Origin of the sequence: Micromonospora sp. NPDC007230 (genome assembly GCF_042869115.1) — a bacterium.
Taxonomy (GTDB): Bacteria; Actinomycetota; Actinomycetes; order Mycobacteriales; family Micromonosporaceae; genus Micromonospora.
In genome coordinates this window covers 1-25,159 of the sequence record NZ_JBIAFE010000034.1, presented here as the reverse complement: position 1 = coordinate 25,159, position 25,159 = coordinate 1, and the positions used below count along the sequence as shown (strand labels likewise).

21 protein-coding genes are annotated in these 25,159 nt (G+C 71.2%); 14 read left to right on the top strand and 7 right to left on the bottom strand.

Annotation, left to right across the window (positions count from 1 at the left end):
* Positions 1-21 precede the first annotated feature (21 nt).
* Both ACFYML_RS32595 and ACFYML_RS32590 read right to left on the bottom strand, forming a co-directional pair.
* On the bottom strand, positions 22-2,217 hold the full coding sequence (locus ACFYML_RS32595; protein ID WP_387424290.1) for a BTAD domain-containing putative transcriptional regulator: 2,196 nt from the start codon (positions 2,215-2,217) through the stop codon (positions 22-24).
* 25 nt (positions 2,218-2,242) lie between these two features.
* The gene (locus ACFYML_RS32590; protein WP_387424289.1) at positions 2,243-2,401 is read right to left on the bottom strand and encodes a hypothetical protein; all 159 of its coding nucleotides are present in this window, start codon (positions 2,399-2,401) and stop codon (positions 2,243-2,245) included.
* Positions 2,402-2,747: 346 nt separating this feature from the next.
* Here ACFYML_RS32590 and ACFYML_RS32585 point away from each other — a divergent pair, with 346 nt between their 5' ends.
* The 4 genes from ACFYML_RS32585 (at position 2,748) to ACFYML_RS32570 (ending at position 9,512) form a co-directional block, all read left to right on the top strand.
* On the top strand, positions 2,748-4,064 hold the full coding sequence (locus ACFYML_RS32585; protein ID WP_387424288.1) for a low temperature requirement protein A: 1,317 nt from the start codon (positions 2,748-2,750) through the stop codon (positions 4,062-4,064).
* Between the two features lie 284 nt (positions 4,065-4,348).
* Positions 4,349-5,566, top strand: coding sequence for a low temperature requirement protein A (locus tag ACFYML_RS32580; RefSeq protein WP_387424287.1), 1,218 nt, complete (start codon positions 4,349-4,351; stop codon positions 5,564-5,566).
* A gap of 88 nt (positions 5,567-5,654) precedes the next feature.
* Positions 5,655-7,619 carry a multicopper oxidase family protein gene (locus tag ACFYML_RS32575; protein ID WP_387424286.1) on the top strand — a complete coding sequence of 655 codons (1,965 nt, stop codon included), beginning with the start codon at positions 5,655-5,657 and terminating at the stop codon, positions 7,617-7,619.
* 144 nt (positions 7,620-7,763) lie between these two features.
* Entirely contained in the window at positions 7,764-9,512 is a 1,749-nt protein-coding gene (locus tag ACFYML_RS32570) for a hypothetical protein (RefSeq protein ID WP_387424285.1), read from the top strand.
* A gap of 114 nt (positions 9,513-9,626) precedes the next feature.
* On the opposite strand, the gene ACFYML_RS32565 is transcribed toward ACFYML_RS32570, so the two are convergent.
* From ACFYML_RS32565 to ACFYML_RS32550, 4 genes are all read right to left on the bottom strand, one after another.
* Positions 9,627-11,231 carry a carboxylesterase/lipase family protein gene (locus ACFYML_RS32565; protein ID WP_387424284.1) on the bottom strand — a complete coding sequence of 535 codons (1,605 nt, stop codon included), beginning with the start codon at positions 11,229-11,231 and terminating at the stop codon, positions 9,627-9,629.
* Between the two features lie 196 nt (positions 11,232-11,427).
* Positions 11,428-13,083, bottom strand: coding sequence for a bifunctional 3-(3-hydroxy-phenyl)propionate/3-hydroxycinnamic acid hydroxylase (locus ACFYML_RS32560; RefSeq protein WP_387424283.1), 1,656 nt, complete (start codon positions 13,081-13,083; stop codon positions 11,428-11,430).
* A 160-nt stretch (positions 13,084-13,243) separates the two neighbouring features.
* Positions 13,244-16,300, bottom strand: a complete 3,057-nt coding sequence (locus ACFYML_RS32555) for a BTAD domain-containing putative transcriptional regulator (RefSeq protein ID WP_387424282.1) — start codon at positions 16,298-16,300, stop codon at positions 13,244-13,246.
* A gap of 409 nt (positions 16,301-16,709) precedes the next feature.
* Positions 16,710-17,672 carry a GlxA family transcriptional regulator gene (locus tag ACFYML_RS32550; RefSeq protein WP_387424280.1) on the bottom strand — a complete coding sequence of 321 codons (963 nt, stop codon included), beginning with the start codon at positions 17,670-17,672 and terminating at the stop codon, positions 16,710-16,712.
* A 272-nt stretch (positions 17,673-17,944) separates the two neighbouring features.
* On the opposite strand from ACFYML_RS32550, the gene ACFYML_RS32545 reads away from it, so the two are divergent.
* From ACFYML_RS32545 to ACFYML_RS32515, 7 genes are all read left to right on the top strand, one after another.
* Positions 17,945-18,496: a dihydrofolate reductase family protein gene (locus tag ACFYML_RS32545; RefSeq protein ID WP_387424278.1), complete on the top strand. Its 552-nt coding sequence runs from the start codon at positions 17,945-17,947 to the stop codon at positions 18,494-18,496.
* Positions 18,497-18,523: 27 nt separating this feature from the next.
* Positions 18,524-19,231: a DJ-1/PfpI family protein gene (locus ACFYML_RS32540; RefSeq protein ID WP_387424277.1), complete on the top strand. Its 708-nt coding sequence runs from the start codon at positions 18,524-18,526 to the stop codon at positions 19,229-19,231.
* Between the two features lie 32 nt (positions 19,232-19,263).
* Positions 19,264-19,449, top strand: a complete 186-nt coding sequence (locus ACFYML_RS32535; protein ID WP_387424276.1) for a hypothetical protein — start codon at positions 19,264-19,266, stop codon at positions 19,447-19,449.
* 4 nt (positions 19,450-19,453) lie between these two features.
* On the top strand, positions 19,454-19,834 hold the full coding sequence (locus tag ACFYML_RS32530; RefSeq protein ID WP_387424275.1) for a VOC family protein: 381 nt from the start codon (positions 19,454-19,456) through the stop codon (positions 19,832-19,834).
* Positions 19,835-20,012: 178 nt separating this feature from the next.
* Entirely contained in the window at positions 20,013-20,639 is a 627-nt protein-coding gene (locus ACFYML_RS32525) for a dihydrofolate reductase family protein (protein ID WP_387424274.1), read from the top strand.
* Positions 20,636-20,824 carry a hypothetical protein gene (locus ACFYML_RS32520; RefSeq protein WP_387424273.1) on the top strand — a complete coding sequence of 63 codons (189 nt, stop codon included), beginning with the start codon at positions 20,636-20,638 and terminating at the stop codon, positions 20,822-20,824. The genes ACFYML_RS32525 and ACFYML_RS32520 overlap by 4 nt, the downstream gene beginning before the upstream one ends.
* 352 nt (positions 20,825-21,176) lie before the next feature.
* The gene (locus tag ACFYML_RS32515; RefSeq protein ID WP_387424272.1) at positions 21,177-22,919 is read left to right on the top strand and encodes a DJ-1/PfpI family protein; all 1,743 of its coding nucleotides are present in this window, start codon (positions 21,177-21,179) and stop codon (positions 22,917-22,919) included.
* Between the two features lie 120 nt (positions 22,920-23,039).
* On the opposite strand, the gene ACFYML_RS32510 is transcribed toward ACFYML_RS32515, so the two are convergent.
* Positions 23,040-23,216: a hypothetical protein gene (locus ACFYML_RS32510; protein ID WP_387424271.1), complete on the bottom strand. Its 177-nt coding sequence runs from the start codon at positions 23,214-23,216 to the stop codon at positions 23,040-23,042.
* 115 nt (positions 23,217-23,331) lie between these two features.
* Between ACFYML_RS32510 and ACFYML_RS32505 the strand changes: the two genes are divergently transcribed.
* From ACFYML_RS32505 to ACFYML_RS32495, 3 genes are read left to right on the top strand one after another with little or no spacing between them, the layout of a single operon-like run.
* The gene (locus tag ACFYML_RS32505; protein ID WP_387424270.1) at positions 23,332-24,012 is read left to right on the top strand and encodes a hypothetical protein; all 681 of its coding nucleotides are present in this window, start codon (positions 23,332-23,334) and stop codon (positions 24,010-24,012) included.
* Complete coding sequence (locus tag ACFYML_RS32500) at positions 24,009-24,401, top strand: phage holin family protein (protein WP_387424269.1); 393 nt, start codon at positions 24,009-24,011, stop codon at positions 24,399-24,401. The genes ACFYML_RS32505 and ACFYML_RS32500 overlap by 4 nt, the downstream gene beginning before the upstream one ends.
* A gap of 21 nt (positions 24,402-24,422) precedes the next feature.
* Positions 24,423-25,019 carry a DUF3618 domain-containing protein gene (locus ACFYML_RS32495; RefSeq protein ID WP_387424268.1) on the top strand — a complete coding sequence of 199 codons (597 nt, stop codon included), beginning with the start codon at positions 24,423-24,425 and terminating at the stop codon, positions 25,017-25,019.
* Positions 25,020-25,159: the final 140 nt, after the last annotated feature.

Sequence of the window (25,159 nt, the reverse complement as noted above, 5' to 3'; positions counted from 1 at the left end):
CGGGAGTCGTTCAGGAATTGTTCAGGCGGACGGGCGCACCCGCTCGGTGAGTGGAAAGGCGGCTGGCTCGACGTCCATCTCACGCATCCGCGCGACGTAATCCTGGTAGCGGCGGCTCGCCTCGCCGTGCCGCCCGGCGGCCGACAACGCGCCGATCAGCCCCAGGTGGGCCGGCTCGTCGTAGCCGTCCTCGACGGTGAGCCGCAGGTACCAGCCGATCGCCGCCTCCGTGCGGCCCAGTTTCAGGCACCGCCTCGCCAGCCGGTGGATCACCTCGCGATGCAGGTCGGCCAGGGCGGCACGGGGGCGCTGCACCCAGTCTCCAACGACCTCGCCGTCGTCGCAGAGATCGCCGGTGTACCGGGCCACCACCGCCTCGAGGCGGCTCAGCAGCCGGACATCGCCATCGGTGCCCGCGGCCTCTGCCGGATCTGGGCTGCCGCTCGGCCGGGCCTTCGTCGTGCTCGCGCCGTCCGCCGCGATGGCCGCGCGGGCCGCTTCATAGAAGCGCAGCGCGTCCACCGCGACGTGCGCCGGGTTGATCCGGACGGTGGCCGGGTCGGTGGCGAGGTAGCGGTCAGCCGGATGCTGCCGGTCCGGATCGAGTACGCCCCGGACGGTCGAGATCAGGACGGACAGGCGGCGCAGCGCCACGCCCATCCGGGCCTCCGGCCACAGCGCGGTGGCCAGGGCCTCCCGGGCGACCGGCTTCCCGAGCTGCCCGATCACCATCTTGAGCAGGTCCCGCGCCTTGCGGGACTGCCAGCTACCCACCGGCACGGGCACCCCGGCCAGCCGTACGGTGAACTGGCCCAGGGTTTGCACCTCGACCGCGGGGACGGGCGCCGGGCCGATCGACGCCAACGGGCCGGCGACCTGCCAGGCGCCGTCCTGCACGCCGATCTGCTTCAGCCGCTCGTAGGCCACCTCCTCCGCCAGCTGGTCGCCGGAGAGACGTGCCTGCAGCAGGGCGTTGGTGGCGAGGGCGAACTCGTTGCCGAGTTCGGCCCAGATGGCCGCTGCCTCGACCAGGCTGGCGAGGAGGCGGCGGACCCCCCGGGCGGACGCCACCTCGGGGCCGGCCCGGTGGGAGGCGAGCGCGGCGAGCTCCATGGCCTCGGCCAGGCCGGCGGCGTCACGACGGCGGCCGGCCTCTGATCGGACCTGTTCGCCGTAACGTAGTGCGGCCTGCGGATCACCGGAGCAGAGGGCGACCCAGCCCGCGGCCAGTTCGGCGACGGTGGGCCCGGCGGCGCTGGGCATGGCCAGGGCCCGCCCGGCGTACTGCTCGGCCGCCACCGGATCGTCCGCGTAGCTGATCCGCGCGAGCCCCGCGCACGCCTCGACCAACACCTGGGCGTTGCCGTCCGGCTCTGCCATCGCCAGCGCCGCCTGGTAGGCGACCATCGCCTGGCGGGCAGCGCCACGGACCCGGTGCACCCGGGCGGCCAGCGCCAACCCGAAGGCCGCCAGCGGCGACCCGGCCTGCTGCCACCGGGCCACGGCCTCGTCCGCGTCGCTACGCGCCCGGCGCAACTCGCCCAGCCCCAACCAGGCCTCCGCCCGGTTGTGCAACGCCAATGCGAGCAGCGTCTGGTGCCCGAGCAGCTCGCCGAGCCGGACCGCCTCCCGGAGTTCTTCGACGGCCGACCGGTAGCGCCCCTCCTCCACCAGGCGTGAACCGACGTTGCACCGGATCCGGAGTTGCTGGCCGAAGTCGCCGGCCCGCTCGGCCGCCGCGAGCGCCCGGGCATACGCGTACTCGTTGTCGGCCCGGTTGCCGTCGCTGAACGCGACCAGCGCCTGCGCCACGTACGCCGCCGCGACCGCCGAGTCGTCCCCGCTCTGCTCCGCGACGCGGACCGCCTCCTCGGCGAGTTGCCCGGTCTGCGCCTGGTCGCCCCTCGCCCAGCGGGTCGCGGCCAGGCCGGCGAGCACCTGGGCGCGGTCCGCCAGCGCGGACGGCCCGTGGTCGGCAGCGTCCAGTACCGCGCGTTGGTAGCAGGCTTCGGCCGCGTCGAACCGCCCCCGTTGGTGCAGCAGCACACCGAGGCGCCAAGCCAGCGCCGCCGGCAACGGCGCGTCCGCCGGCACCGCCGCGAGATGGCGCAGGGCCTCGTCGTAGCGCCCGTCGTGTACGGCCGCCTCGACCCGACCGAGAACTTCCAGCCGGTCAGGACCACCCGGATCGGTGGCCTTGGCGCCAACGCCTTTCATCGGAGTCACCTGTCACTGGTCCTCGTCATCCGATCCGGGGGGGTGACGGCACCGTCAACTGCTGAACGTACCCCGCATCGTCAAGCGTTCTCGCTGCCTGGTGATCCGTCACGACAAGCACACCGAGACCGGTGAGGCCGACAAGGCCGGCGAGGACCAGCCCGACGACAATGCGAAAGCGCATCACTTCTCCTTGGTCCCGGGGAGATGCGGCGGATTTTCGCAGCCTAGGCCGCTCCGCCCGGTTCGCGGATCAGTGCTACCTCGAATCTGGAGTGTCGCCTCGCCGATGGTGATGCGCGGGCCTCCCTCCCGCCGCTCGGGCGGGCCGGCCGATCCCGGTCGGCCTGGTCGCTGCCGCCAAGTCGGATGTCCGGCGACTTCGTCAGGCCCACGTCGGGCCGCCGCCACCCGGCGTAAGGTTTGCCCTGGGCACCGCCCCGAGGAAGCCACCCGGCACCCGTTGGTGGCGGTGATGAGAAGAAGTCGTCCTGTCGGTCCTCGGACTCGCTCGCGCGTCCTGGCCACGCATGACCGCGGAGGCGCTCGTGGAGCGGCTACGCCGGGGCTTACGTCCGGTCACCGAGAAGACCAACGTCACTACCGCCGAACTGTTCTTCGACGTGGTGTTCGTCTTCGCGTTCATCCAGGTCACCACGTTGATGACCGCGGAGCACAATGCGCTCGGTGTGGCCCACGGGCTGCTGGTGCTCACCTTGCTGTGGTGGTCGTGGTCGCTGTTCGCCTGGCTGGGCAACCGGGTGAGGGCCAACTACGGTCTGTCGCGGCTGGTGATCCTCACCGCCACGCCGGTCCTGTTCCTGCTGGCCGTCACCATCCGGGAGGTGTTCGACGACCTGCCAGGCGGAGTCGACAGCGGACTGCTGTTCGTCACCCTCTTCGTCCTGGTACGCGTGTTCTACCTGGCCCTGCGGCTGTACGCCACGCCGGGACTGCGCCGGCGCGACGTTACCGCACTCACCGTGCCGTTGAGCGTCGCCACCGGCCTGTTGCTGGCCGCGGTGCTGCTGCCCACGTCCGGCCTGCCTGCCGAGCGGGTCAGGCTCGGCCAGGTGCTGCTCTGGGGGATCGCCGTGGCCATCGACTACGGCTTCGGCATGGCGCTACCGATTCCAGCACGGGCCATCTTTTCCGCCCGGCACTGGGCGGAACGGCACAATCTGATCATCATCGTGGCCCTCGGCGAGGTCCTGGTCGCCATCGGCATCGCTGGCACCGACCTGCCCAACACACCGGGCCTGCTCATCGCCTCCGCGTTCGCGGTCCTCGTCGCCGGCGCGCTGGAGTGGATCTATTTCGACCTCTCCACGCTGACCGGGGAACACGCCATACGCGGGGCCCAACCGGCCCGCCGGGTGGCCCTCGCCCGGGACGGCTACACCTATCTGCACCTACCGATGATCGCCGGCATCATGCTGCTCTCCGTCGGCCTCAAGCACACCCCATCACTGGTCGGAGACATCAACGCCTACCACCGTGGTGATCCGCTCGACACACTCGGCCGCTACGCCCTCTACGGCGGGGTCGCGCTGTTCCTGGCGGCCCACGCGGCATTCCAGTGGCGGCTGAGCCGCAGAGCCCGCGCCCTGGTCTGGCCCCGGCTCGCCGCAGCAGTCGCGCTCCTCTCGCTGCTGCCCGTCACCGCCCGAATCTCCGCCCTCCAGGCGCTGGGGTGGCTGGCCGTGGCCTGCCTGGTCACCGCCGTGGTGGAGGTCGTGGTCAGCCGGCCGCTACGGCGCCAACTGCGACAGGCGCTCTCCGCGGAAGCGGAGACTGGCTCCCCCGAAAACCGCGAGGCCGACCCGGGCGGAACGGGCTTCTCATAGTCGCGCCACCACCTGAGTACGGGTTCGTCACCCCATGGCACGCATCCTGACCACCGGGTGGTGGTGGGGCGGGCCTCCGCAGGCCAACTGATCCCCGCGTCACCTGGGATGGGCGGCGGGGCTTCGGTGCCCGCCGCAGGCAGCCGGGGCGGTGGCGGAGGTGCCGCGTTCATTGACCGGATGGACGGAGATGCCCGCCTGGGTGGCCTTGTCGTGCGCATCCCTCCGGGTGTACGACGTCCAACCGTCGGTGTGCCGGGGTTGTGTCCGGCGACGATGAGCGGGTGGGACTGCGGGAAGGCGGTGGAGAGGGTCAGGACCTGTTGCAGCGTCGCGAGGACGTGCGGCAGGCCAACTTTCTGGAGCTGTTCGTCGACCTGGTGTTGGTGTTCGCCCTGGCCGGGGTGGTCAACCGGGTCGCGCGGGACCTGGTCAGCCCCGACATTGTCGCCCGGTGGCGGGCGATGGCCTACCTGCTCGTGCTATCGCTGCCGCTGATCTGGTTGTGGATCACGACCGCGCACATCACCAGCTGGTTCGACCCTCGCCGCCGCAAGATCCAGTGGATCGTCCTGGCCAGCGCCTTCGGACTGCTGGTCATGTCGTCGTCGCTGCCGTCCGCGTTCGTCGGCCGCGGGTTGGCGTTCGTGCTGCCGTACGTGATCCTGCAGCTGGGCCGGCCACTCATCCTGATGCCCGCGCTGCGCGGGCACCCCCTGCAACAGCTCTACCGCCGGTCGCTGCCATGGCACGCGGTCTCGGCGGGGATCTTCTTCGCCGGCGCCGCCGTCAGCGGCGCCGCCCGCGCCGCCCTGTGGGGGGCCGCCGTGACCGTGGACATCGTCGCCGCGCAGCTGCGCTGGCCGGCACCGGGAACGCCCGAACCGCCGGTCAGTGCGTGGGCCACGGACAGCAAGCACCACCTGCCCGAGCGCTACCAGCAGCTCCTGATGATCGCCCTCGGAGAAACCGTGCTCGCGGTCGGCACCACATTCACCAGCGAGCCGATCAGCCTGGCCACCTCGGCGCTGCTGGTGGTGGCGTTCCTGTCAGTAGTGCTGCTGTGGCGCATCTATTTCTACCGCTCCGGGCAGATCCTCGCCGACGCCCTCGCCGCCGCAGGGGACAGGGACGCCGCCGGCCGCGCCACCGGCACTGCCCACGTCCTCATGGTGCTGGGCATCGTCGCCACCGCCGTCGGCTTCGAGGCCGTGCTGAAACATCCGGGAGACACGCCTGAGCCCGCGTGGCTCATCGCCAGCCTCGGCGGCCCGGCACTGTTCCTCTACGGCCGTATCCGTCTGGAACGCATCGTGTACAACCGGCTCTCCATCCGCCGCGTCGTCGCCGTCGCCGCACTGGCAGTCGCCGCCATCCCCCTGTACTTCGCCCCGCCGCTAGCCTCTCCGGTCGTTGCCGGACTCATACTGCTCGCCGTCGCCCTCGCCGACGCCCGTCACGCCGCCGGCCGTCCCCCCGAAGCCCCCTCCCCGGCACACTAGGCCGGCCGCAGGCGAGACGCTGCCATTGACGTCGCCGGTATGGTCCGGTGGCGGCGGGTAGATCATCGACGTTGAGCAGGGGTGACCGGTGTTCCTCTGGGTGCATTACACCGACATGGTGATCGCGCTGCTGGCGCTGCCCATCGCCCTGGCCGCGGGCTGGGTCGTGATGCGTTCCCCGGCCTCGGCAGGCACCAAGGGCTCGCGGATGTGGCGGCTGCTGTCTGGGCTACTGCTCGGCGGGGCTGCGCTGCGGGTGGTTGCGGCTCTGCTCCTGCTGCCGAACGGGTGGGACTTCGCGGGGCCGAGGTTGGTCTTCGTCGCCCCGACGCTGGCGGTGATCGCGGCGGTTCACGTGGTGTGGGTACGCCCGATGCCGAGGTCGCCCGGTGGCGAGCGGCGGGCAGCCAGGTGGCCCGGCGACTACTGGGCGGCGGCGGTCGCGGTAGGTGCGGTGCTGGTGGCCAGCGCGGCGCAGTTGGCCGGCACGGGCGCCGCTGCGGTGACCGGTGTCGGTGTCCTCGGCGCTGCCGCGGTGGGATCCGCGTGGCGGCGGACCCGATGGAGTCGGCGGTCGCCCGGCCGGTGGTGGCGTACGGCGGCGAAGGGCGCTCTCGGCGCCGCGGTCGCCGCCGCGGTGCTCGCGGCGATGTCCACGGCCAGCCGGCTGCCGGCGAGCAGCAGCATGACCGGCGGCCCCACGGACATCGGCGGCGGCAGCATGGTCGGTCATGGCCACCACGGTGGTGTCAGTGTGACCACGTTGACCGGCATCGACACCGACGGCGTGCCGGCACACCGGTTCACCTTGACCGCGCAGCCCGCCAGGATCCGACTGGATTCGGGGCAGCAGGTGGAGGCATGGACGTTCAACGGCGTCACGCCGGGCCCGCAGCTGCGGGTCCGGCAGGGGGACCTGGTGGAGGTGACGCTGGTCAACCGGCTGCCCGGCGTGGGAGTGACCCTGCACTGGCACGGCGTGGACGTGCCCAACGCGATGGACGGCGTGGCGGGGGTGACCCAGGACGCGGTCCCGCCAGGCGGCCGGTTCGTGTACCGGTTCCGGGCCACGCAGGTCGGCACCTACTGGTACCACTCCCACGAGATGTCCTCCGTCCAGGTCCGTCGGGGCCTGTTCGGGGCGCTCGTGGTCCTGCCCGCGAACGCGCCCGAGCAGAGCGGTGACGTCGATGAGACGGTGCTGCGGCACACCTGGGTCGACGAGGACGGCGTCGCGACCCTCGGCGTGACCACCGGCGTGCAGCGGCGACAGACCCCCGCCGGCCAGCAGGTGCGGCTTCGGCTGGTCAACACCGATGGCAACCCCGCCACCTTCACCCTGACCGGCGCCCCGGTACGGGTCGTGGCGATCGACGGCACCGACGTGCACGAACCGGATCTGTTCAAGGGCGTGCGGATCCTGGTCGGCGGTGGGGCCCGCTACGACCTGACGTTCACGATGCCCGACCAGCCGGTGGTCCTCCGTGCAGACGGCCCGGCGATCGTCTACAGCCCCGACGGGAACGCAGGCCCCGGCCATCCGGGTCCGGCGCCGGCGCTGCTGGACCCCGCCCGCTACGGCACGCCCGCCGTCACCCCGTTCGGAGCGGCCAGCCACGTCGACCGGCGTTTCACGCTACGCGTCGACGAGCGGCTCGGCTTCTACGACGGCCGCCCGGCGGTGCGGTACACGTTCAACAACCGGTCGTTCCCGGACGTGCCGATGCTCATGGTCTCCCCCGGTGACCTGGTCGAAGTCACCTACGAAAACCGCAGCGGCCAGCACCATCCGATGCACCTGCACGGTCACCACATGCTGGTGCTGAGCCGGGACGGCAGGCCCACGAGCGGGAGCCCGTGGTGGGTCGACACCCTCGACGTCGGGCCAGGCGAGACCTATCGGGTGGCGTTCCGGGCGGACAACCCCGGGATCTGGATGGACCACTGCCACAACCTCGAACACGCTGCCAACGGCATGATCCTGCACCTCGGCTACTCGGGCATCACCACGCCCTTCCAGACCGGGCGCGGCACCGCCAACCACCCGGAATAGGCCTGATGGGAGGCCTGACCCGGTCGTCGACGGAATGTCATTTCCCGCACCAAGCTCCAGACGCGGTTCACGCTACAGACTGGCGACGATCACCCCATAGGGTTTCCCAAAAGATCTACCAGAGTGGATCAATGGGAGGACCACGTGATCGACGGAAGTCAACGACGACGAATCCGGCGCCTCGCGGCCCTGGGAGTCGGCGTACTCCTGGCCAGCCTGCTCACGCCCACCCACACCGCCCAGGCGCAACCGGACCCGGCGCCCGCGGTCGGCAAGGCGTCCTTCAGCAAGCCCGCCGCCTTCGACGTCACTGCGCCGCTGCGCGACGTCGCCCGCACCGCCCGGCGCTCGGTGGCGCCCACGCCGCCCCAGTTGCCCGAGGAACGCGGCCCGCGACTGAGCGACCGCGGCCACACCCCCGACCAGGCGGTCCAGGCCAAGAAGCCGCCCCGCACGATCGGCGGCACCACCGCGAACTTCGAGGGGCTAAGCAACCAGGACAACTTCAACGTGCTGGGCGGCCGGGTCAACCCGCCCGACCCGATCGGCGACGTCGGCCCGAACCACTACGTGGAGATGGTCAACCTGGTCTTCGGGGTCTACTCCAAGACGGGCCGGCTGCTGCTCGGTCCCCTCGCGCTCGGGGACCTGTGGGCCGGCTTCGCGGTCGACGAGTGCACCGAGCACTCCGGCGACCCGGTCGTGCTCTACGACCAGCGGGCCGACCGCTGGATCCTCACCCAGTTCACCACCCGCGGCTCGGACTACCCGAACGAGCCGGCCAACCTCTTCTACAACTGCGTCGCCATCTCCACCACCGGCGACCCGACCGGCTCCTACTACCGGTACGCCTTCAACACCGGCTACAACTTCCCGGATTACCCGAAGTACGGGATCTGGGGTGACTCCTACCTGATCACCACCCGCGAATTCGGCACCGTCGACCCGTCCGTCTACGGCATCGGCGTCTACGGCCTCGAACGAAACCGGATGATCGCCGGTGACCCGGACGCCCGGGCGGTGAGCTACCTGCTCCAGGAGGGCCGGGTGCCGTTGAACCTCATCGGCGACGGCCTGCTCCCCGCCGACGCGGACGGGCCCAAGCCACCCCCGGCCGGCTCGCCCGCACCGATCGTCGGCACCCAGGACGACGGCGCCGGATACGGCGCCGCCTTCGACGCCGTCAACGTCTGGGAGTTCAGCGTCACCTGGAACGCGGCCCCCGCCGCCTCGATCGGGCTCAAGACCCAGCTGCCGACCGCCGGGTTCGACTCGGTCTTCCCCTGCCAGCCGACCGCCCGCGACTGCCTGCCCCAACCCGGCATCACCAACCGCGATCAGTACCTCGACGTGCTCTCGTACCGGCAACGGCCCACCTGGCGGCTGGCCTACCGGACGTTCGGCTCGTACGAGTCCATGGTCACCAACCAGTCGGTCGAGGCGCTGCCCGGGCAGGCCGGCGTCCGCTGGTGGGAACTGCGCCGCGACAAGCGCGGCAACTACACCATCCACCAGGAAGGCACCTTCGCCCCCAACGACACCGTCAACCGCTGGATGGGCAGCATCGCGCAGGACCGCAAGGGCAACATCGGCCTCGGCTACAGCGTGGTCAACGGCACCGACGTCTACCCCGGCATCCGCTACACCGGCCGCCTCGCAGGTGACCGGCGTGGCGAGCTCACCCTGGGCGAGGCCACCATCGTCAACGGCACGGCCGCGCAGACCAGCCTCAACTCACGCTGGGGCGACTACAGCTCGATGAACGTCGACCCGGTCGACGACTGCACCTTCTGGTACGTGAACGAGTACTACACCCAGGCCGGGGCCGCCCAGGCACCCAACGGCAACGGCTGGCAGACCCGCATCGCCAGCTTCCGCCTACCCGGCTGCTGACCGGCACCATCGGGCGGGCGGCCATGGCGGCCGCCCGCCCGATGCCTCTTCCCTCCCCAGAGATCTGCTTGCTTCGGGACCTTTACCTGTGGAAAGGGGTTCGCGGCGCGACATTCAGTGAATCGCGTTCCAGTACCCGCATCGGTGGGCCCGGCTGAAGTCCGTCGAGGTGATGCCAGCTGTGCCGGCGACCAGCGACAGTAGGCGCCCGTCGCCCCGGTATGCGGACCAGTGGGGTAGCCCTCTTCTGTTGGGGTTACCGGTGGCGGCGAAGTTGGACCAGTACGTGATCATCTCGCGGGACAGCCGCTGTTGCTGTTGGTTGAGGACTGGGGAGCCGCCAGGATCGTTGTACGCCCCGTCGAACAGGTACGGCAGTTCGGCCCCGTGGCCGACACCCATCGCGAAGCCGCCAACAATCTGGCCCGGGTCCTCGGCGAACTCGTAGGCGTAGACCGGGGCCCACCTCGACGCCGCCTGGTCGGCGGATAGCACCGTACAACCGCCGAACTTGTGTCCCCAGTCGGTGAGCACGGTGGCAAGCGCGACGCCGGGGCTGGGGTAGGCGCTGGCCGGGTACCGGGCCAGCACTGCGGCTGCGTCGGCACCGAACACCTGGGCGAGGACGCCCGGGTACTGGTCGGCTGTCAGCGGGCGGCCTTGGAAGTCGTAGTTGACCCCGACGAAGGGGCGCATCTCGTCCCGCGTGCTGCCCTGAATCAGTGGTACGCGGGCGGCCAGGCCTCGTCGCATCGCCTCCAGCGGCTGGTAGGGCAGCATGGGGGTGCCGGCCACGGGCAGCCAGGGCAGATCGGCGATGCGGGCGGTGGCGGTGAAGACCCGGTCGCCGCCGATACCGACCAGCCGGCTGGCCGCAACGCCGCGCAGGCAGGCCGGTACGTCGTTCGCCGCTGAACACCCGAGGTCGCGGGCCATCTGGGTACCTCGGGTCTGGGCCACCGGCCGGGTCACCATCGAATTGCCGCACGGGCCGCTCTGCACGATCGCCTTCTGGAACAGGCCGGCTGCCGGCGGTGAGGCCAGCTGTGTGCAGGTGCTGTACGCGCCGGCCGACTGGCCGGCGAGGGTGATGTTGTGAGCGTCGCCGCCGAACCGGGCGATGTTGCGTCCCACCCAGCGCAGTGCTGCCTGCTGGTCGGCGATGCCGAAGTTGCCGACGGCCGGTTCGGTCGAGGCGAGCGCCGGGTGGTCGAGGAAGCCGAGCGCGCCGAGGCGATAGTTGACGGTCACCACCACCACGCCCCCGGACACCGCGAGTCGGGTCGGGTCGTAGTCGCTGCCGGACCCGGACACGAAGCCCCCGCCGGGTAGCCACACCATGACGGGTAGGTGCCGGGCGTTCCTACCGGCCGGCGTGGTGATGTTCAGGTACAGGCAGTCCTCGCTGCCGACCACGGTAGATCCGGCCGGCCCGCCCATCTGTAGACACGGACTAGCAGGCCGGGTCGCGTCACGCATCGCCTGCCACGGGTGTGGCGGCAACGGGGCGCGCCAGCGCCGGTCACCGACCGGAGGTGCCGCGTAGGGAATGCCGGAGAACGTCCGGTGGTCGGTGGCGACCGTACCCCGCAGGGCGCCGGAGTCGGTGACGACGACAGCCTGATCCGACGACGGTTCGGCGCTGGCCGCGCCGGTCTGGGCCGTGAATGCGGTGACCACCGCGGCTAGCGTGGCGCCGATACGAACTGCTGATCTCATGGCCTCGACGCTACGAGCCATCCGCGGATGCCTCATCCCCGCCACGGCGGCACCTGGCCTACGTCGGCGAACGCAGCAGACCCGGAGCCGCGGTACGCGCCACGGCGTAGCTCCTCACCCTCCGTGTGCCGGCGGACGCACGTCAACATTCGCTTCTCGTCTGATGCCTCGGCCCGGAAGGGACCGGGATCCCTCGCTAGGCCACGTTGAGGGCGGCCGCCCCGCTGATGGGCTGTGGCGCGCCGAGGGCCGACGCCAGCATGCGGGCTACGCGCCCGGTCTGATTGGCCGATGCGACTGCGAAGACGAACCGGTCCGGCCGCAGCACGACCGCCCCAGCGCGATGCCGGCGCAGCCAGGCGCTGATGATTCCGTCTACATCGATGAGATCCACTTGCGATGCCCGGCCGTACTGCCGGACTGGTGGCAGATCTTCCGGCGCGGTGGCTGCGGGATGTACGACGACGAAACGCACCGGCAACCCCCGCCACTCCCCTGGCCTGAAAACCGCACCGTTCGCGAGTCCGAGCACGGCGAACCCGGCGCCGAGCGCATCGTCAAGGAGGTGCGGCGTGGGTGAGGCCCCGGTGGCAATCCGCGGCTGAGGAAACATCGTCCCCACGCCGCCGGTACGTCGGCCGCCCGCCATCAGCCCACTTGGGTGAGCCGGCACCGGCTTGAACTCGAAGTGTCGGACGAACCTGCGTACCCGGGGGACGGTCTGGACAGCCTGCAGGGACTTGTCGCGCAACCACGCCGCCGACCGGCTCCGCGCCAGGAAGACCCGCCCCAGGCGTACGCTCGTCCGCGCCATCGCCTCGGCGTGTGGGCGCCGCTCGACCTCGTATGTCTCCAGCAGCGTTGGGTCGGCGTCACCGGCGAGGACCAGGGCGAGCTTCCAGGCAAGGTTTGCCGCGTCTCGCAGTCCGCTACAGAGTCCTTGCCCCATGAACGGAGGCATCTGATGGGCGGCGTCGCCGAGCAGGAAGACCCGGCCGGCGCGCCACCGCCGAGCGACGAGGTGGTGGAAGGTATAGACCACCGCGCGGGTCGTGGTGAAACGCGCCGGGTCGACGTACGGCTCCACCAGTGCGTCCACGTTCTGCGGCTGGCGTACTTCGTCGGCGGTCTCACCGGGGCGCAGCATGAACTCCATGCGATAGCTTCCCTTCGCCCCCGGTGACACGAAGGCTGGGCGCCACCAGTCACAGACGAAGGTCGTCCGCTCGACGCGGATTCCGCCGGGTGCCACTTGCCCCGAGATGGCGAGCCAGGGCTCGGCGTAGCTGGATCCCGTCAGGGCGATGCCGGCGGCGGCCCGGGTAATGCTGCGGGCGCCGTCGCAGCCGAGCACGTAGCGGGCTCGCACTGTCCAGGTGTGGCGGGTGGCCACGTCCCGCAGGGTCAGCGTCACGTCCTCGGGGTCCTGCCGCAACGCCACCAGCTCGGTGCCGAGGCGGAGGTCGACGTGGTCGAAGCGGTCCAGGCCGGCGCGCAGCGTCCGTTCCAGCGACGGCTGATCGAAGAAGCTCAACGGCGGGTGGCCGAGGCCGAAGTCCACCTCCGACAGCGCGATGCTCGCGAAGGTCTTTCCCTTGCGGTTGACATACTCGGCGTCCGGTACCGGGTACATGTCGCGGCCCACCTGCTCGAGGAGGCCGGCCTGCTGGTAGATGCGCAATGCCTCGTCGTCGCACGAGAACGCGCGCGGTTGGCCGTGCGGCAGCCGGCTCCGCTCGACGACCAGGGTGCGGACCCCGTGGATGCCGAGCAGGTTGGCGGTCAGCGCACCGACGGGTCCGCAGCCGATCACCGCAACGCCGACGGTGTGGACCGCATCAGTCGGGGGCATGGGGTGGTCCTTCCGGAAGAGCTCCGCGACGGCCGTCGTCGCTCCTGCCCGTAGACGACACCAGGCGGGTGCGGAGGTCGTGTGGAGGTCGTGTGGAGGCCATGTGGAGGTCGGCACGCGGGTCTACCGACCCGCGTGGTCCGTCCCCGTCAGGTGCAGGTCAGCGCGAGTGTGCCCGCAGCATGTCGTCCGGAAAGCGGGTCAGCAGCAGCCGCGCGTCCTGCTCGACGGCGAGCCGGGCCCCGGCACGCAACTCCCCGGCGTCGTGCCGGGCGACGCCGCGGATCCGGCGCAGATCGGCCTCGCAGACCCGCTCTCCCAGCTGCTCCGCCACGGACAACGCCTGCTCGGCCAGCTCCGCGGCGGTGGCTCGCTCTCCCGCCACCAGATACGCGTCGGCGACCGCGCAGAGCGTGATGGTGCGGGTGGAGCGCAGCCCGGGATGGTAGATCGCCTCGCCGGCGGCCCGCGCCGCCGCCAGCCGGCCCCGATCTCCGCCGTAGGCGGCGGCCCACTGCGCGAGGAATTCGCCCGTCGTCACCACGTGCGGCAGCCCGTTCGCCGCGCCGAGTTCCCGGCACCGCTGCGCCGCGAGTCGTACCGCGATGACGTCGCGTTCCTGCAGCGCCCGCCAGCCGTCGAAGAGTGCGGCGTTGGCGCGGCCGTACGGATCGTCGATCTGGTCGGCGAGAACCTCGGCGGCGAGGATGTCCTCCCGAGCCGGTGCGCCCACGCCGCGCAGCGAGCGGACCAGCGCCCGAAAGTTGTGGACGGCCAGGACCGGCCGACGGCCGACCTGCCGGCCGAGCAGCCGCAGGTCGACCTCGCGTAGCCGGTCGACTGCGGCGGTGAGATGCCGCTCCGCGTCCAGCAGGTGCCCGGTGAAGTAGCCGACCACGCCCAACAGATACTCGCCCGCCGCACTGATCAGGCCGGTGCCGTCGTCCTCGGCGGTGACGAGCCGCCGGGCGAGGTCACCGCAGACCGCGAAGTCGGCGCGGTTGGCGGCAAGCTCGCCCAGCGCCCACAGCGCCGGCCGCAGGTCCACCTCCGGTCCGACCATCCCCAGCAATTGCCTCGCCCGGGAACAGACCTCGTCGACCGCGTCGCTGCCGACTCCCACTGTCATCTGGAGCAGGGACGCCCGGTGCAGCTGGACCGCCAGCTCGGTACGCGCCGCGTCCGGCGAGATCGCCGAGTTCAGGGCGAGGCGCCGCGCGACGCGGCCGAGGTGCCCGAGGGCGTTCTCGTACGCCACGCGCCGCGTCGCGTCGTCGGCGGCGACCAGCGACCAGCGCAGATGGTTTTCGCGGTGACCGAGTCCGGTCGCCTGGCCGTAGTGGTAGGCCAGCTCGGCGGGAGTGAGGCCGCCGGTCCGCTCGCCGGCGGCGGCGAGCCGGGCGTGCAGCGCGGCCCGGCGGGGAGGGGGCAGCTCGGCGTAGGCGACCTCGGCGAAGAGCGGATGCCGGAACCGCGTCTGGCCCGGCCCCGCCTCGGCGACGAGCGAAGCCGCGTACGCGGGCACGAGGCGCTCGCCCACCTCCCCCGCCGGCGCGCCGAGAACCGCCGCCATCACGAGCAGCTCGAGATCGTGCCCGGCGACGCTGAGCAGGTCCAGGCACTCCCGCGCCGGATGCGGCAGCTCGACGAGCCGCAGCCGGACGGCGTCCCGAACGGTTGGCGGCAGCTCTCCGGTCACCGGATCGGCTCCCGACCGGAGCAGCTCGGTGATGAAGAACGGGTTCCCGCCAGTCCGGGTCACCAGGCTCGCCACCGCTTCGTTCCGTGGACGCACCCCGGTCCCGGACGCCACCAGGCTCGCCACCGACGACGCGTCCAGGCCGGTGAGCTGAAGCCGCATGAACTTCCGCCCACGGGCCAGTTCGGCAACGGTCGACAGGAGCTCAGCACTCCGGTCGTACGGCCGCATCGTGACCACGACGAGGGCGCGGGTGCCCGCCAGAAGCGGGGAGAGAAACCGCAGCAGCAGCAACGAATCCGGGTCCGCGGCGTGCAGGTCGTCCAGCACCACGAGCAGCCCCCGCTGCCCGGCCACGGCGCGGATCAGGTCGGCCACCGCCTCATACACCCGGAACCGCGCCATCGGGTCGACGTCGGCGTCGCCCGGCGCGGCCAGCGGCCCGGCGGCGAAACCGTCCAGCGGCAGCGCCGACGCGGCATCACCCGCCTGCGGCATCGCCCGTAGGCTCCGGATCACCTGGGTCCACAGCCAGAACGGAGGCGTCTGCCCCAGATCCGGACACCGCCCCCACACCACCGGAGTTCCGGACGTCGCGGCCTGAGCGCTGAGCGCGGCAGCGAGGCTGGTCTTGCCGATCCCCGCCTCGCCCACGACGGCCACCAATCGACCGTCCCCGCCGGTCGCCGCAGCCAGCGCCTCGCCGAGCCGCGCCAGCTCCGGGTCACGCCCCGCGAGAGCCTGCGGCGCCTCGACCGGTGCCGCCCCGCCACCGGCGAGTGCCGGCCCGGTCGCAACAGCGGGGACGACCGTTGGCGGGTCGGGCACAACCGCCGCCGGTACGGGCACGGCATGTCCCAGGACGAGCCGGTGCGCCTCGCGTAGCTGCTCGCCCGGGTCGAGCCCGTACTCGTGGGCCAGCAGCCGCCGGCCCTCCTCGTAGACGGCGAGTGCGTCGGTCTGCCGCCCGGATCGGTAGAGGGCCAGCATGAGCCGGGCCCGGGCGGCCTCCCGCAGCGGATGGGCGCCCACAAATCTGCGCAGCGCCGGCAGGACCGCCTCGTGCCGGTTGCCGGCAAGGCCGGCCGCGAGGCATCCCTCCTCGGCGTCGAGACGCAGCTCGGCCAGCCGCGCCGCCTCCGGGCGTACCGCGTCCAGATCTGCCGCGGCGGCCAACGGCTCGCCTCGCCACAGCGCCAACCCGGCGCGGTAGCACTGCTCGGACGCTGCGGCGTCACCCGCCGCGAGCAGGGCCGCCGCACGATCCACCAGGCGCTCGAACCGGACCGCGTCGACGGCGTCGGGCGCGACTCGCAGCTCGTACCCCCTGGTGTGGCCGACGACGACCACCCCCTGCCCGCGAGGGGCGCGCTCCGGCTCCAGGGCCCGGCGCAACCCGGCGACGTACGTGCGCAGCGTCATCTGCCCGCTGACCGGCGGCCGGCCGTCCCACAACGCGTCGACCAGCCAGTCGGCGGCGACGAACCGGTTCAGCCGTAACAGCAGCAGGACCAGCAACGCTTGCTGCTTGGGTCCGCCGACCGGCACCCGTTGTCCGTTCCGGACTACCTCGAGCTGTCCCAGGACATGAAACTGCACACCAACACCACAACGCCCGCGCACATCCCGGTCAAGACACCGGGTGTGCCGGATTAGTGTCACCGCGTCGGCGACCGTGCGGTCGCCGAGGACGCCTACCGGACGCTGCTGCCGTGCGAGGGCCTCGTCCTAGGCGGGGTAACCGCCAACGGCACGCTGGGCCCGGCAACATCCCGTACGTCGCCACCATGAGCCCCGTCGTCGCCGACATGGTCCACGCCTCCGAGGTCCTTGGTGGGCCCTCGCGCTCGCGAAGCCCGTCGGCCCAAACCACATCGCTGCGAGCCGGCGCCCCACCACAACGCCGCTCGGGGGCAGTTCCGCGATGCTATGCGCGCCGACGGTGGACCGTGCGGTACTGCGTCGGCGAGATGCCGAACCATGCGCTGAACGCCTGGCGCAGGGTTTCGCCGGAGCGGAACCCGGTCGCCTTGGCGATCGACGAGACGGCCTGGTCGGTGGTGACCAGGGCGGTGGCCGCTGCTTCCAGCCTCACTTGACGGACGAGCCGGGCCGGGGTCTGCCCAGCGTGGGTGACCAGCAGCCGGGTGAGGTGCCGTTCGCTCACACCGGCCACTGCGGCGAGCCGGGCGGTGGAGAGCTCCGTATCGGGATTGGCCGTGACGTGGTCGAGGACGCGCCGCACCACGGCGTGCTCGGGGCGCCGGGCACGCACGAACATGCTCATCTGCGCCTGGTTGCCTGGTCGCTGCAGGTAGGTGACCATGCCCATGGCCACCCATCGGGCCAACTCGGCGCCGTGGTCGGCCTCCACGAACGCCAGGGTGAGGTCGAGTGCCGCGGTGACGCCGCCGGACGTCCACACGTGATCGTCCCGCACGAAGATCGGCGCAGGGTCGAATCGCACCGCCGGATACGCGGCGGCCAACTCGGCCGTATGGTGCCAGTGGGTGGTTGCCCGCCGGCCGTCCAGCAGCCCGGCCGCGGCAAGCACGCTCGCACCAGTGCACACCGACGCCACGCGGCTCGAGCTGCGGGCCAGCCTCTGGACCTGAGCAAGCAGGCCGCGGTCCGCGGCGGCCGCGGCGTGTCCCAGACCGCCGGAGACGACGAGGGTGTGCGTGCGGCTCACGTCCTGCAGCGCCACCTGGCTGGACAGCTCCAGCCCCGAGTCACAGCGGACCGCGCCGCCGGACAGCGTGGCAAACCGCACGGCGTACGCGGGCGTCGCGCCGAGCCGGTTGGCCATGGCGAGACAGCTGGTGACGCTCGCAACGTCCACCAGCTCGATGCCGTCATAGCCGACGACGACCACACGCCGCTCGTGCACGCTGCCATCGTAGAAGCGCACGAAGCGGTCCGGCAGGACACGTTTTCCAGAATCTCGGACATGATGGCCGCCGCACCTGTCCCCGCAGGGCGCGCGGCGAATACGGTTCCACCTCGTAGAGCTACATCGAACTCGCACCCTGCCAGAGTTGGCCGGGCAATGCGCTCGACCGCATCAACGCTCTCGCTGACGGATCGCCCGGCTTCGCGTGGCGTCTTTTCAACACCCACGCGTTCTATCGAAAGGGGCCACACCGAATGGGCAGGCTGGTAGTGACCGAATACATCTCGGTCGACGGCGTCGTGGAGGCACCCAGCGGCAGTGAGCATTTCGCACGCACGGGCTGGACCGATCACTTCTCCCGCGGCCAAGAGGGCGAACAGTTCAAGGTGGACGAGACAATGGCCGCAGACGCCCAGCTGCTCGGACGCGTCACATACGAGCTGTTCGCGGCATCCTGGCCGCAATACGAGGGCGAGTTCGCCGACAGATTCAACGGGATGCCGAAGTTCGTCGTCTCTTCCACGCTGAATGACCCGAAGTGGAAGAACACGACGGTTCTCAAAGGCGAACTGGTCGACGAGGTCACCTGGCTCAAGGCACAGTATGACGGAGACATCCTCGTGCACGGCAGCCCGCAGCTCGCTCAAGCGCTCATCGAGCACGACTTGGTCGATGCCCTGCACCTTCTCGTGTATCCGATCATCGTCGGCGCGGGCAAGCGTCTGTTCGACGGTACGAGCGAGACGAAGCGCCTGCGGCTCGCCTCGGAACGAACCTTCGGCGACGGCGTTCACCTTCTCGTCTACGAACGCGTCGGCTGAGGGTCGACCCCTAGGGAGCGTGCCTAGATGCAGATCGCGATCCTGCTGTACCCCGGCACCACCGCCCTCGACGCGGTCGGTCCGTACGAGGTGCTCAGCCGCATGCCGGGCGCCGATGTCCGCTTCGTGGGCAAGGAAACCGGCCCGCTGCTCGCCGAAGGGGAGGCCCTACCGCTCGGCGTGACGCACACCCTCGCCGAGACGCCCGCACCGGATCTCGTGCTGGTGCCGGGCGGTACGACGACGCCAACCACGATGGTGGACAGGGAGATCCTCGCCTGGCTGCGGTCGGTGCACGAAGGCACGACGTGGACAGCCTCCGTGTGCAGCGGCGCGGTGATCCTGGCCGCCGCGGGAATCCTCAAGCGTCAGCCTGCGACCACGCACTGGGTCGCCATGGGACCGTTGCGGATGATGGGCGCAATGCCCCGGCCGGACGAACGGATCGTGCAAACCGGCAAGATCGTCACGGCGGCGGGGGTGTCCGCCGGCATCGACCTGGGACTCTGGCTGGTCAGCGAGATCGCCGGACGGGAACTGGCCGAGGCGATCCAACTGACCATCGAATACGACCCGCAGCCGCCGTTCGACGCCGGCCACATGAGCAAGGCGTCTGATCCGGTCCAAAGGCGCGCCAAGCAGCTGCTCGACGAGCGGACGGACCTCAAACAGACGCTGGTCAAGCCGAGGATCGCCTGGAACCGGCTGATCGACTTCGTGCGTACCGGCAGATAGTACGTGCACGCGGACAAGCGGAAGGAAATGTCGTGACCGATTCGATCACTACCGAGGTCACAATCGGACGTCACACTCAGCAGGCCAGCTACCGTGGGCAGCCGTCGGACGGGCAGTTCCGTGCGACGCACATCGCCGTCCGCGCGGGCGATCGGTGGCGGCTCGCCGGCATTCAGCTCAGCCCGATCGGTGCCTTGCGACCCCCGGTAGGAACCTGACGCCATGGCCGTGCAGCTCAACCACACCATCGTCCATGCGCACGACGCCGCCGCATCGGCGAGGTTTCTGGCCGACATCCTGGACCGGCCAGAGCCGGCCCCGTTCAGCCACTTCATGGTCGTCCAACTCGACAACGACGTCTCGCTGGACTTTCTGGCCGTCCCCGACGTGCGGCCGCAGCACTACGCGTTCCTCGTCGGCGAGTCCGACTTCGACGCGATCTTCGGCCGGATCCTCGAGCGCCGCTTGCCGTACTGGGCTGATCCTTTCCACCGGCATGCCGGCCAGATCAACACCAACGACGGCGGCCGGGGCGTGTACTGGGAAGATCCGAACGGCCACAACCTGGAGATCATCACCCGTCCCTACGGCAACGGAGGTTGACGTGGCCTACCCCGAGCTCAGGTACCACCGCGACATCGCGAACTGAGCGGCACGGCTCACCGCCTGGCCACCGGCACCCGACGGCTTCCTGTTCGTTCCCGAGCGTTGGCGTGCACGCGTTCGGCAACGAGTCAGGCCAGAGATCCAAACAGGCAACGCACCCATAGAGGGGAAAGCAATGAGCAAAGTGATCTGCGACCTGTCGATCTCGGCCGACGGCTACGCGGCCGGGCGCAACCAAACCGAGGAACGCCCGTTCGGTGACGACGGCGGAGACGGCTGGGGCAACAGGCTGCACGCCTGGATGTTCGAAACCGCCGAGGAGAACCGGGCCGAGGTCGACCAGATGACCGCGCCCAGCGCATTCGTCATGGGGCGCAACATGTTCGGCCCCGTGCGTGGCGAGTGGGATCGGGACTGGAAGGGCTGGTGGGGCGACAACCCGCCGTTCCACGCTCCGGTCTTCGTGCTCACCCACTACCCCCGCGATCCGCAGCCGATGGACGGCGGTACGGCGTTCCACTTCGTCACCGACGGATTCGAATCTGCGTTGCGGCAGGCGCGCGAGGCGGCTGGAGACGGCGACGTGTCCATCCTGGGCGGCGCGACCACGATAAACCAGTACCTCACCGCCGGCCTGATCGACGAGCTGCGGTTACACATTGTGCCGTTGACGCTCGGCGGCGGCACGCGGCTCTTCGATGGCGTCCCGCCGCTGACTCTCGAGCAGGTGGATTCGCGGGCAGCCAGCTCGGTCACGCACGTGAACTATCGCTTGCCGCCAGACACCACGAAGGCACCATGACGACCACGCCGGACGACCCGACCACCACGCTGCCCGGCGACTTCATGGGCTACACCCAGCCCTGGTACTCGGTGCGCGACGTGGACGCGCAGGTCGGCACCAGCATGGGTTACCTCACCTGCTTCCCGCGCGACGGCGACCGCGTGTTCTCACCTACTCAACGACGGGCCGTGACAACGAACTGATCAACGGGTCCCTCGCCCTGCTCGACATGACGCCCTACCGCCGCGGCGAGGCGTAGGAAGACAACCCCGAGGGCTGGCCCGAGGGACGGAACCGGTGCCGGTACTGGCGCTCGGACGCGGACGGAAACGCCACCTGCGGCCCGACCAGCCGCACCGTGCCGTAGTGGACCCGCCCCGGCGCGACCCCCGGGCAGACCCTCGGCCGCCACGGCCACCACCACTGACGAGCCGTCGTCGACGGCATCGGCAAAGGTGCCAGCTGCCGGACGGAACTCCGGACAATGCGCCCGCCCGCGCGCTCGCCGGTGGGCGAGCCACGGCGCCGCCTCTCAATCATCGGTTTGGAGACCACATGCAACCCCTCTTCAGGTTCTGCGTCCATCTCCTCGAGATGGTCGTGGCCATGCTGGCCGGCATGTTCGCGCTAGGACCACTGTGGGCATCGGTGCTGCCGGCCGCGATCGAGCAAACGGACGTGCACACGCTGACGATGGCGACCGACATGGCCATCGGCATGGCGGTGTGGATGCGCGTACGTGGCCACGGTTGGGCCGGCATCGGCGAGATGACCACCGCGATGTACGCGCCGTTCATCGTGCTGCTCGTGCCGTACTGGTTCGGCGCCGTCTCTGCCGGTGTCGTCATGACCGGAGGCCACGTGCTGATGGTGATCGCGATGGTCGCGGTCATGCTGCGGCGGCGGTCGGAGTACACGCGCGGCGGGCACCGGCTGCCGCGCGTCTTGGTACGGATCGGCGCGGTGGTGCTGGCGCTGGCGGTACTGCCGGTGTCGGTCGGTGCGGCGGTCGCCGCAGTGAACACACGAAGCGTGTACGCGCCGCCGGCGCCTTCGCCGGGCGCCCCGGCGCCGGCATCACGGCCCTTCGACCCGGCGCTGCCGACCGCGGTCGTGGTGCTCGGCGCCGAGGGGGCGAACGTCGCGGACGTGTTCGGACCGTTCGAGGTGCTGGCCGTCACAGGGCGCTTCAACGTCCTCACCGCCGCCCCGACCGCGGCGCCGGTCACCCTGACCGGCGGTCTGGACCTGGTGCCCGATATCACGTTCGAGTCCCTGGCGACCCGGCTCGGTGGCCGTGCCGCGGACGTGGTCGTGGTGCCCGCCATGCCGCGCACCGACGAGCCGGCGGTGCTCGACTTCCTCCGGCGGCAGGCCGGCGGCGGCGCGTTGATACTCAGCGTGTGCTGGGGCGGCGGTGTCGCCGCGGCAGCCGGGTTGCTCGACGGGCACACCGCGACGTCGCACTGGTACTACCTGGACGGCCTGGAGAAGGACTTCCCTGAGGTGCGGTGGCAGCGCGGCGTCCGCTACGTCGACGACGGTCAAGTGATCAGCACGGCCGGCGTGCTCTCCGGCATCGACGGCACGCTACGGGTGATCGAGCGCCTGGCCGGCACGAACGTGGCCGCCGCCGCAGCAGAGGCCGTGGGCTGGCGCCACTACTCACCCGGAGCTCCGCTGCCGATTCCCGTGCAGCGCTTCGGTCCCGGCGACGCGATCGCCGCACTGAACCAGTCGTACCGCTGGGACGCGCCGACGGCCGGAGTCCTGCTGACGGAGGGCGTCGGTGAGCTCGAGCTCGCGTCGGTGTTCGTCACCTACACCGAGGCTGTCTACGCCGCCCGGACGCTCGCCGTGTCGTCAGGGGCCACGACCGTCCGCTCCCGGCACGGGCTGGCGTTCGTGCCCCGCGCGACGCTTGCGGACGCAGCGCAGCTGGACCGGCTGCTGGTCCCCGGCGCAGCGGCCGCCGCCCGGCATGACGCGCCCACGACGCACGACCTCCGGCCGACGTATCTGCACGCGGCGCCCGGGTTCGCCTTCGACGGGCCGCTGCGCGACATCGCGGCCAACGTCGATGTCGCCTCGGCGGCGTGGCGGGCCAAACTGCTGGAGTATCCCGCCGGAGACATCACGCTCACTGGCCGGGGCTGGCCCTGGGATCGCACCCTCCGCCCGGTCGTCCTGGCGCTGGCCGGCCTGGCCCTGCTCGCCGGTGGGCTGGCCGTCCGGCGGCGCTGGGCACGCCGGCCGGCGCAGCTGGACGGCCACCGCGCTCCGGCGGAGGTGGCGTGATCAGTGGTTCGAACCGTCGGAGATGCGCCGCCGCAAGGCGGGTGAAGCACCTGCCGGAGACCAGCTCGTAGCCGCCCCAGGAGGCGTCACCGGCGAAGGCGTCGAGGCCGGCGAAGCTTGTCATCCCGGCGACGGCGACTGGGTGGTGGCGACGCTGTAGTACTTGCCCGTCCCGGGTTGCGCCTGGATCGCCGCCCGTTTGGCGGCATGGCGCTGATCGAACGCTTCGCGGCATTCACGGTCGTTCTGGGCGCGATAGTCCCCGCCCTGGTCCGACCAATCGGACGTCGCCCGCAAGGGCGGAGTTTGCGGCTCTTGTTCCCGGTCCAGCTTTGAATGTGGTGAGGCGGTGCGGGTACGCGGGTGGCGTTCCGGGCCGCACGCGGCCGGGAGCCGAGGAGAGGAGCATGTGATGACGGCGATCAACCAGAGCAGACCGCCGGGCGATACCACTGAGCAGGCCCGCCGGGCGGCATCCCAGGTGGGCCAGCAGACGGCGCAGGCGGGTGGCCAGGTCGGTCACGCTGCCGCCGAGCAGGGCCGGCAGGTGGCCGCGCAGGCGCGGCAGGAGGCTCGGCACCTTACCGGGGAAGCCACTTCGCAGCTGCATGACCAGGCCCGGACGCAGCAGCATCGGGCCGCGGAGGGGTTGCGCGGTATCGGCCGGGAACTCGGTTCTATGGCCGATCGCGGCGGAGATACCGGTATGGCCGGTGAGGCCGTCCGGCGCGCGGCGACGGTCGCGGATCGGACCGCCGGATGGCTCGACGAGCGTGAACCTGGCGAGGTGATGGACGACGTACGCGGGTACGCCCGCCAGCACCCGGGCATGTTTCTCGCCGGCGCGGCGGTGGCCGGAGTGCTGGTCGGCCGGCTCACCCGAAACCTGGCCTCCGGGAACGGGAGGCGGCCGAGCGAACAGATGGGCGGCCAGACCCCGCAGCCGGGCCAACCGACCGGCCAACAGGGGCCCGAGGAAGCGGTCGAGGCTCCACACACCGGCGAAGCCCCCTACACGGGGGCGGCACGGGCGCAGAGCGCGTCGCCGGCCGGCCAGCGGGAGACGAATATTCCGGGTGGGGTGGCACCGTGAGCGCCCCGGAGAAGGAGCGCACCCAGTCGGTCGGTGAGCTGCTGGGTGACGTGACCCGTGACGTGTCGACGCTGTTCCGCCAGGAGATCGAGCTGGCCAAGGCGGAGCTGCGCGAGGAGGCGAGCCAGGCCGGCAAGGCCGGCGGCATGTTCGGTGGTGCCGCGCTGGCCGGTTTCCTGACCGTGCTGTTCGTCTCGTACGCAGCCTGGTGGGGTTTGTCCAACGTGATGGACCAGAGCTGGGCGGCACTCATCGTGGCGGGAGTGTGGGCGATCATCGCCGCCATCCTCCTCGCCACCGGGCGGACGAAGCTGCGACAACTGCGCGCGGTGCTGCCCCGGACGCAACAAACCGCACGGCAGATGCCCGACGCCCTGCGCGGCCGGTGAACGAGCCGGAAGGGAGCAACCATGTCGACCGATCCGGACCGGATCCGACAGCAGATAGAGCAGACCCGCAACGAACTGATCAGTGACGTCGACGCGCTGAGCGACAAGGTCAACCCGCGACGAATGGCCGGTGACCGTGTCGATCAGGCCCGCGGGGCGCTCACCCGGGTCAAGGAGAAGGTGATGGGTACACCGATGGACGGGCACGGCGCCGGCCAGCAGATGTCGGCCGCCGCCGGGTCGATGCGCAACCAGGCCCGCGAACTCGGGCAGCAGTCCCGGCAGCAGGCTCAGGGCAACCCACTGGCGGCCGGCCTGGTCGCCTTCGGCGCCGGCCTGCTGGTCTCCGCGCTGATCCCACCCAGCCGCTCCGAACGGCAGTGGGCCGGCCAGGCCAAGGGAATGGCCCGCCAGCACTCCGGCGAACTGCGCGAGCAGGCCAGCCAGGTCGGCCACCAGATGCGGGAGAATCTGCGCGAGCCCGCGAAGCACGCGGCCCAGTCGGTCGGGTCCACCGCCGTACGCGGCGCGTCCGCCGTTCAGGGCCAGGCCAAGTCGGCTGCCCACCAGGTACAGGGGCAGGCACAGGGAGCTGCGGGTGAGCTTCGGCAGGGCTGAGCCAGGTGCGGCGAGGGGCGGGGGCCCCCCACCCGGGCCCCCCCCCCCCCCCGGGGGGGGGGGCCCCCCGGGGGGGGGGGGGGGCCCCCCCCCCGGGGGGGGCGCGGGCCCGCCAACACCACCCCCCCCACACCCCCCCC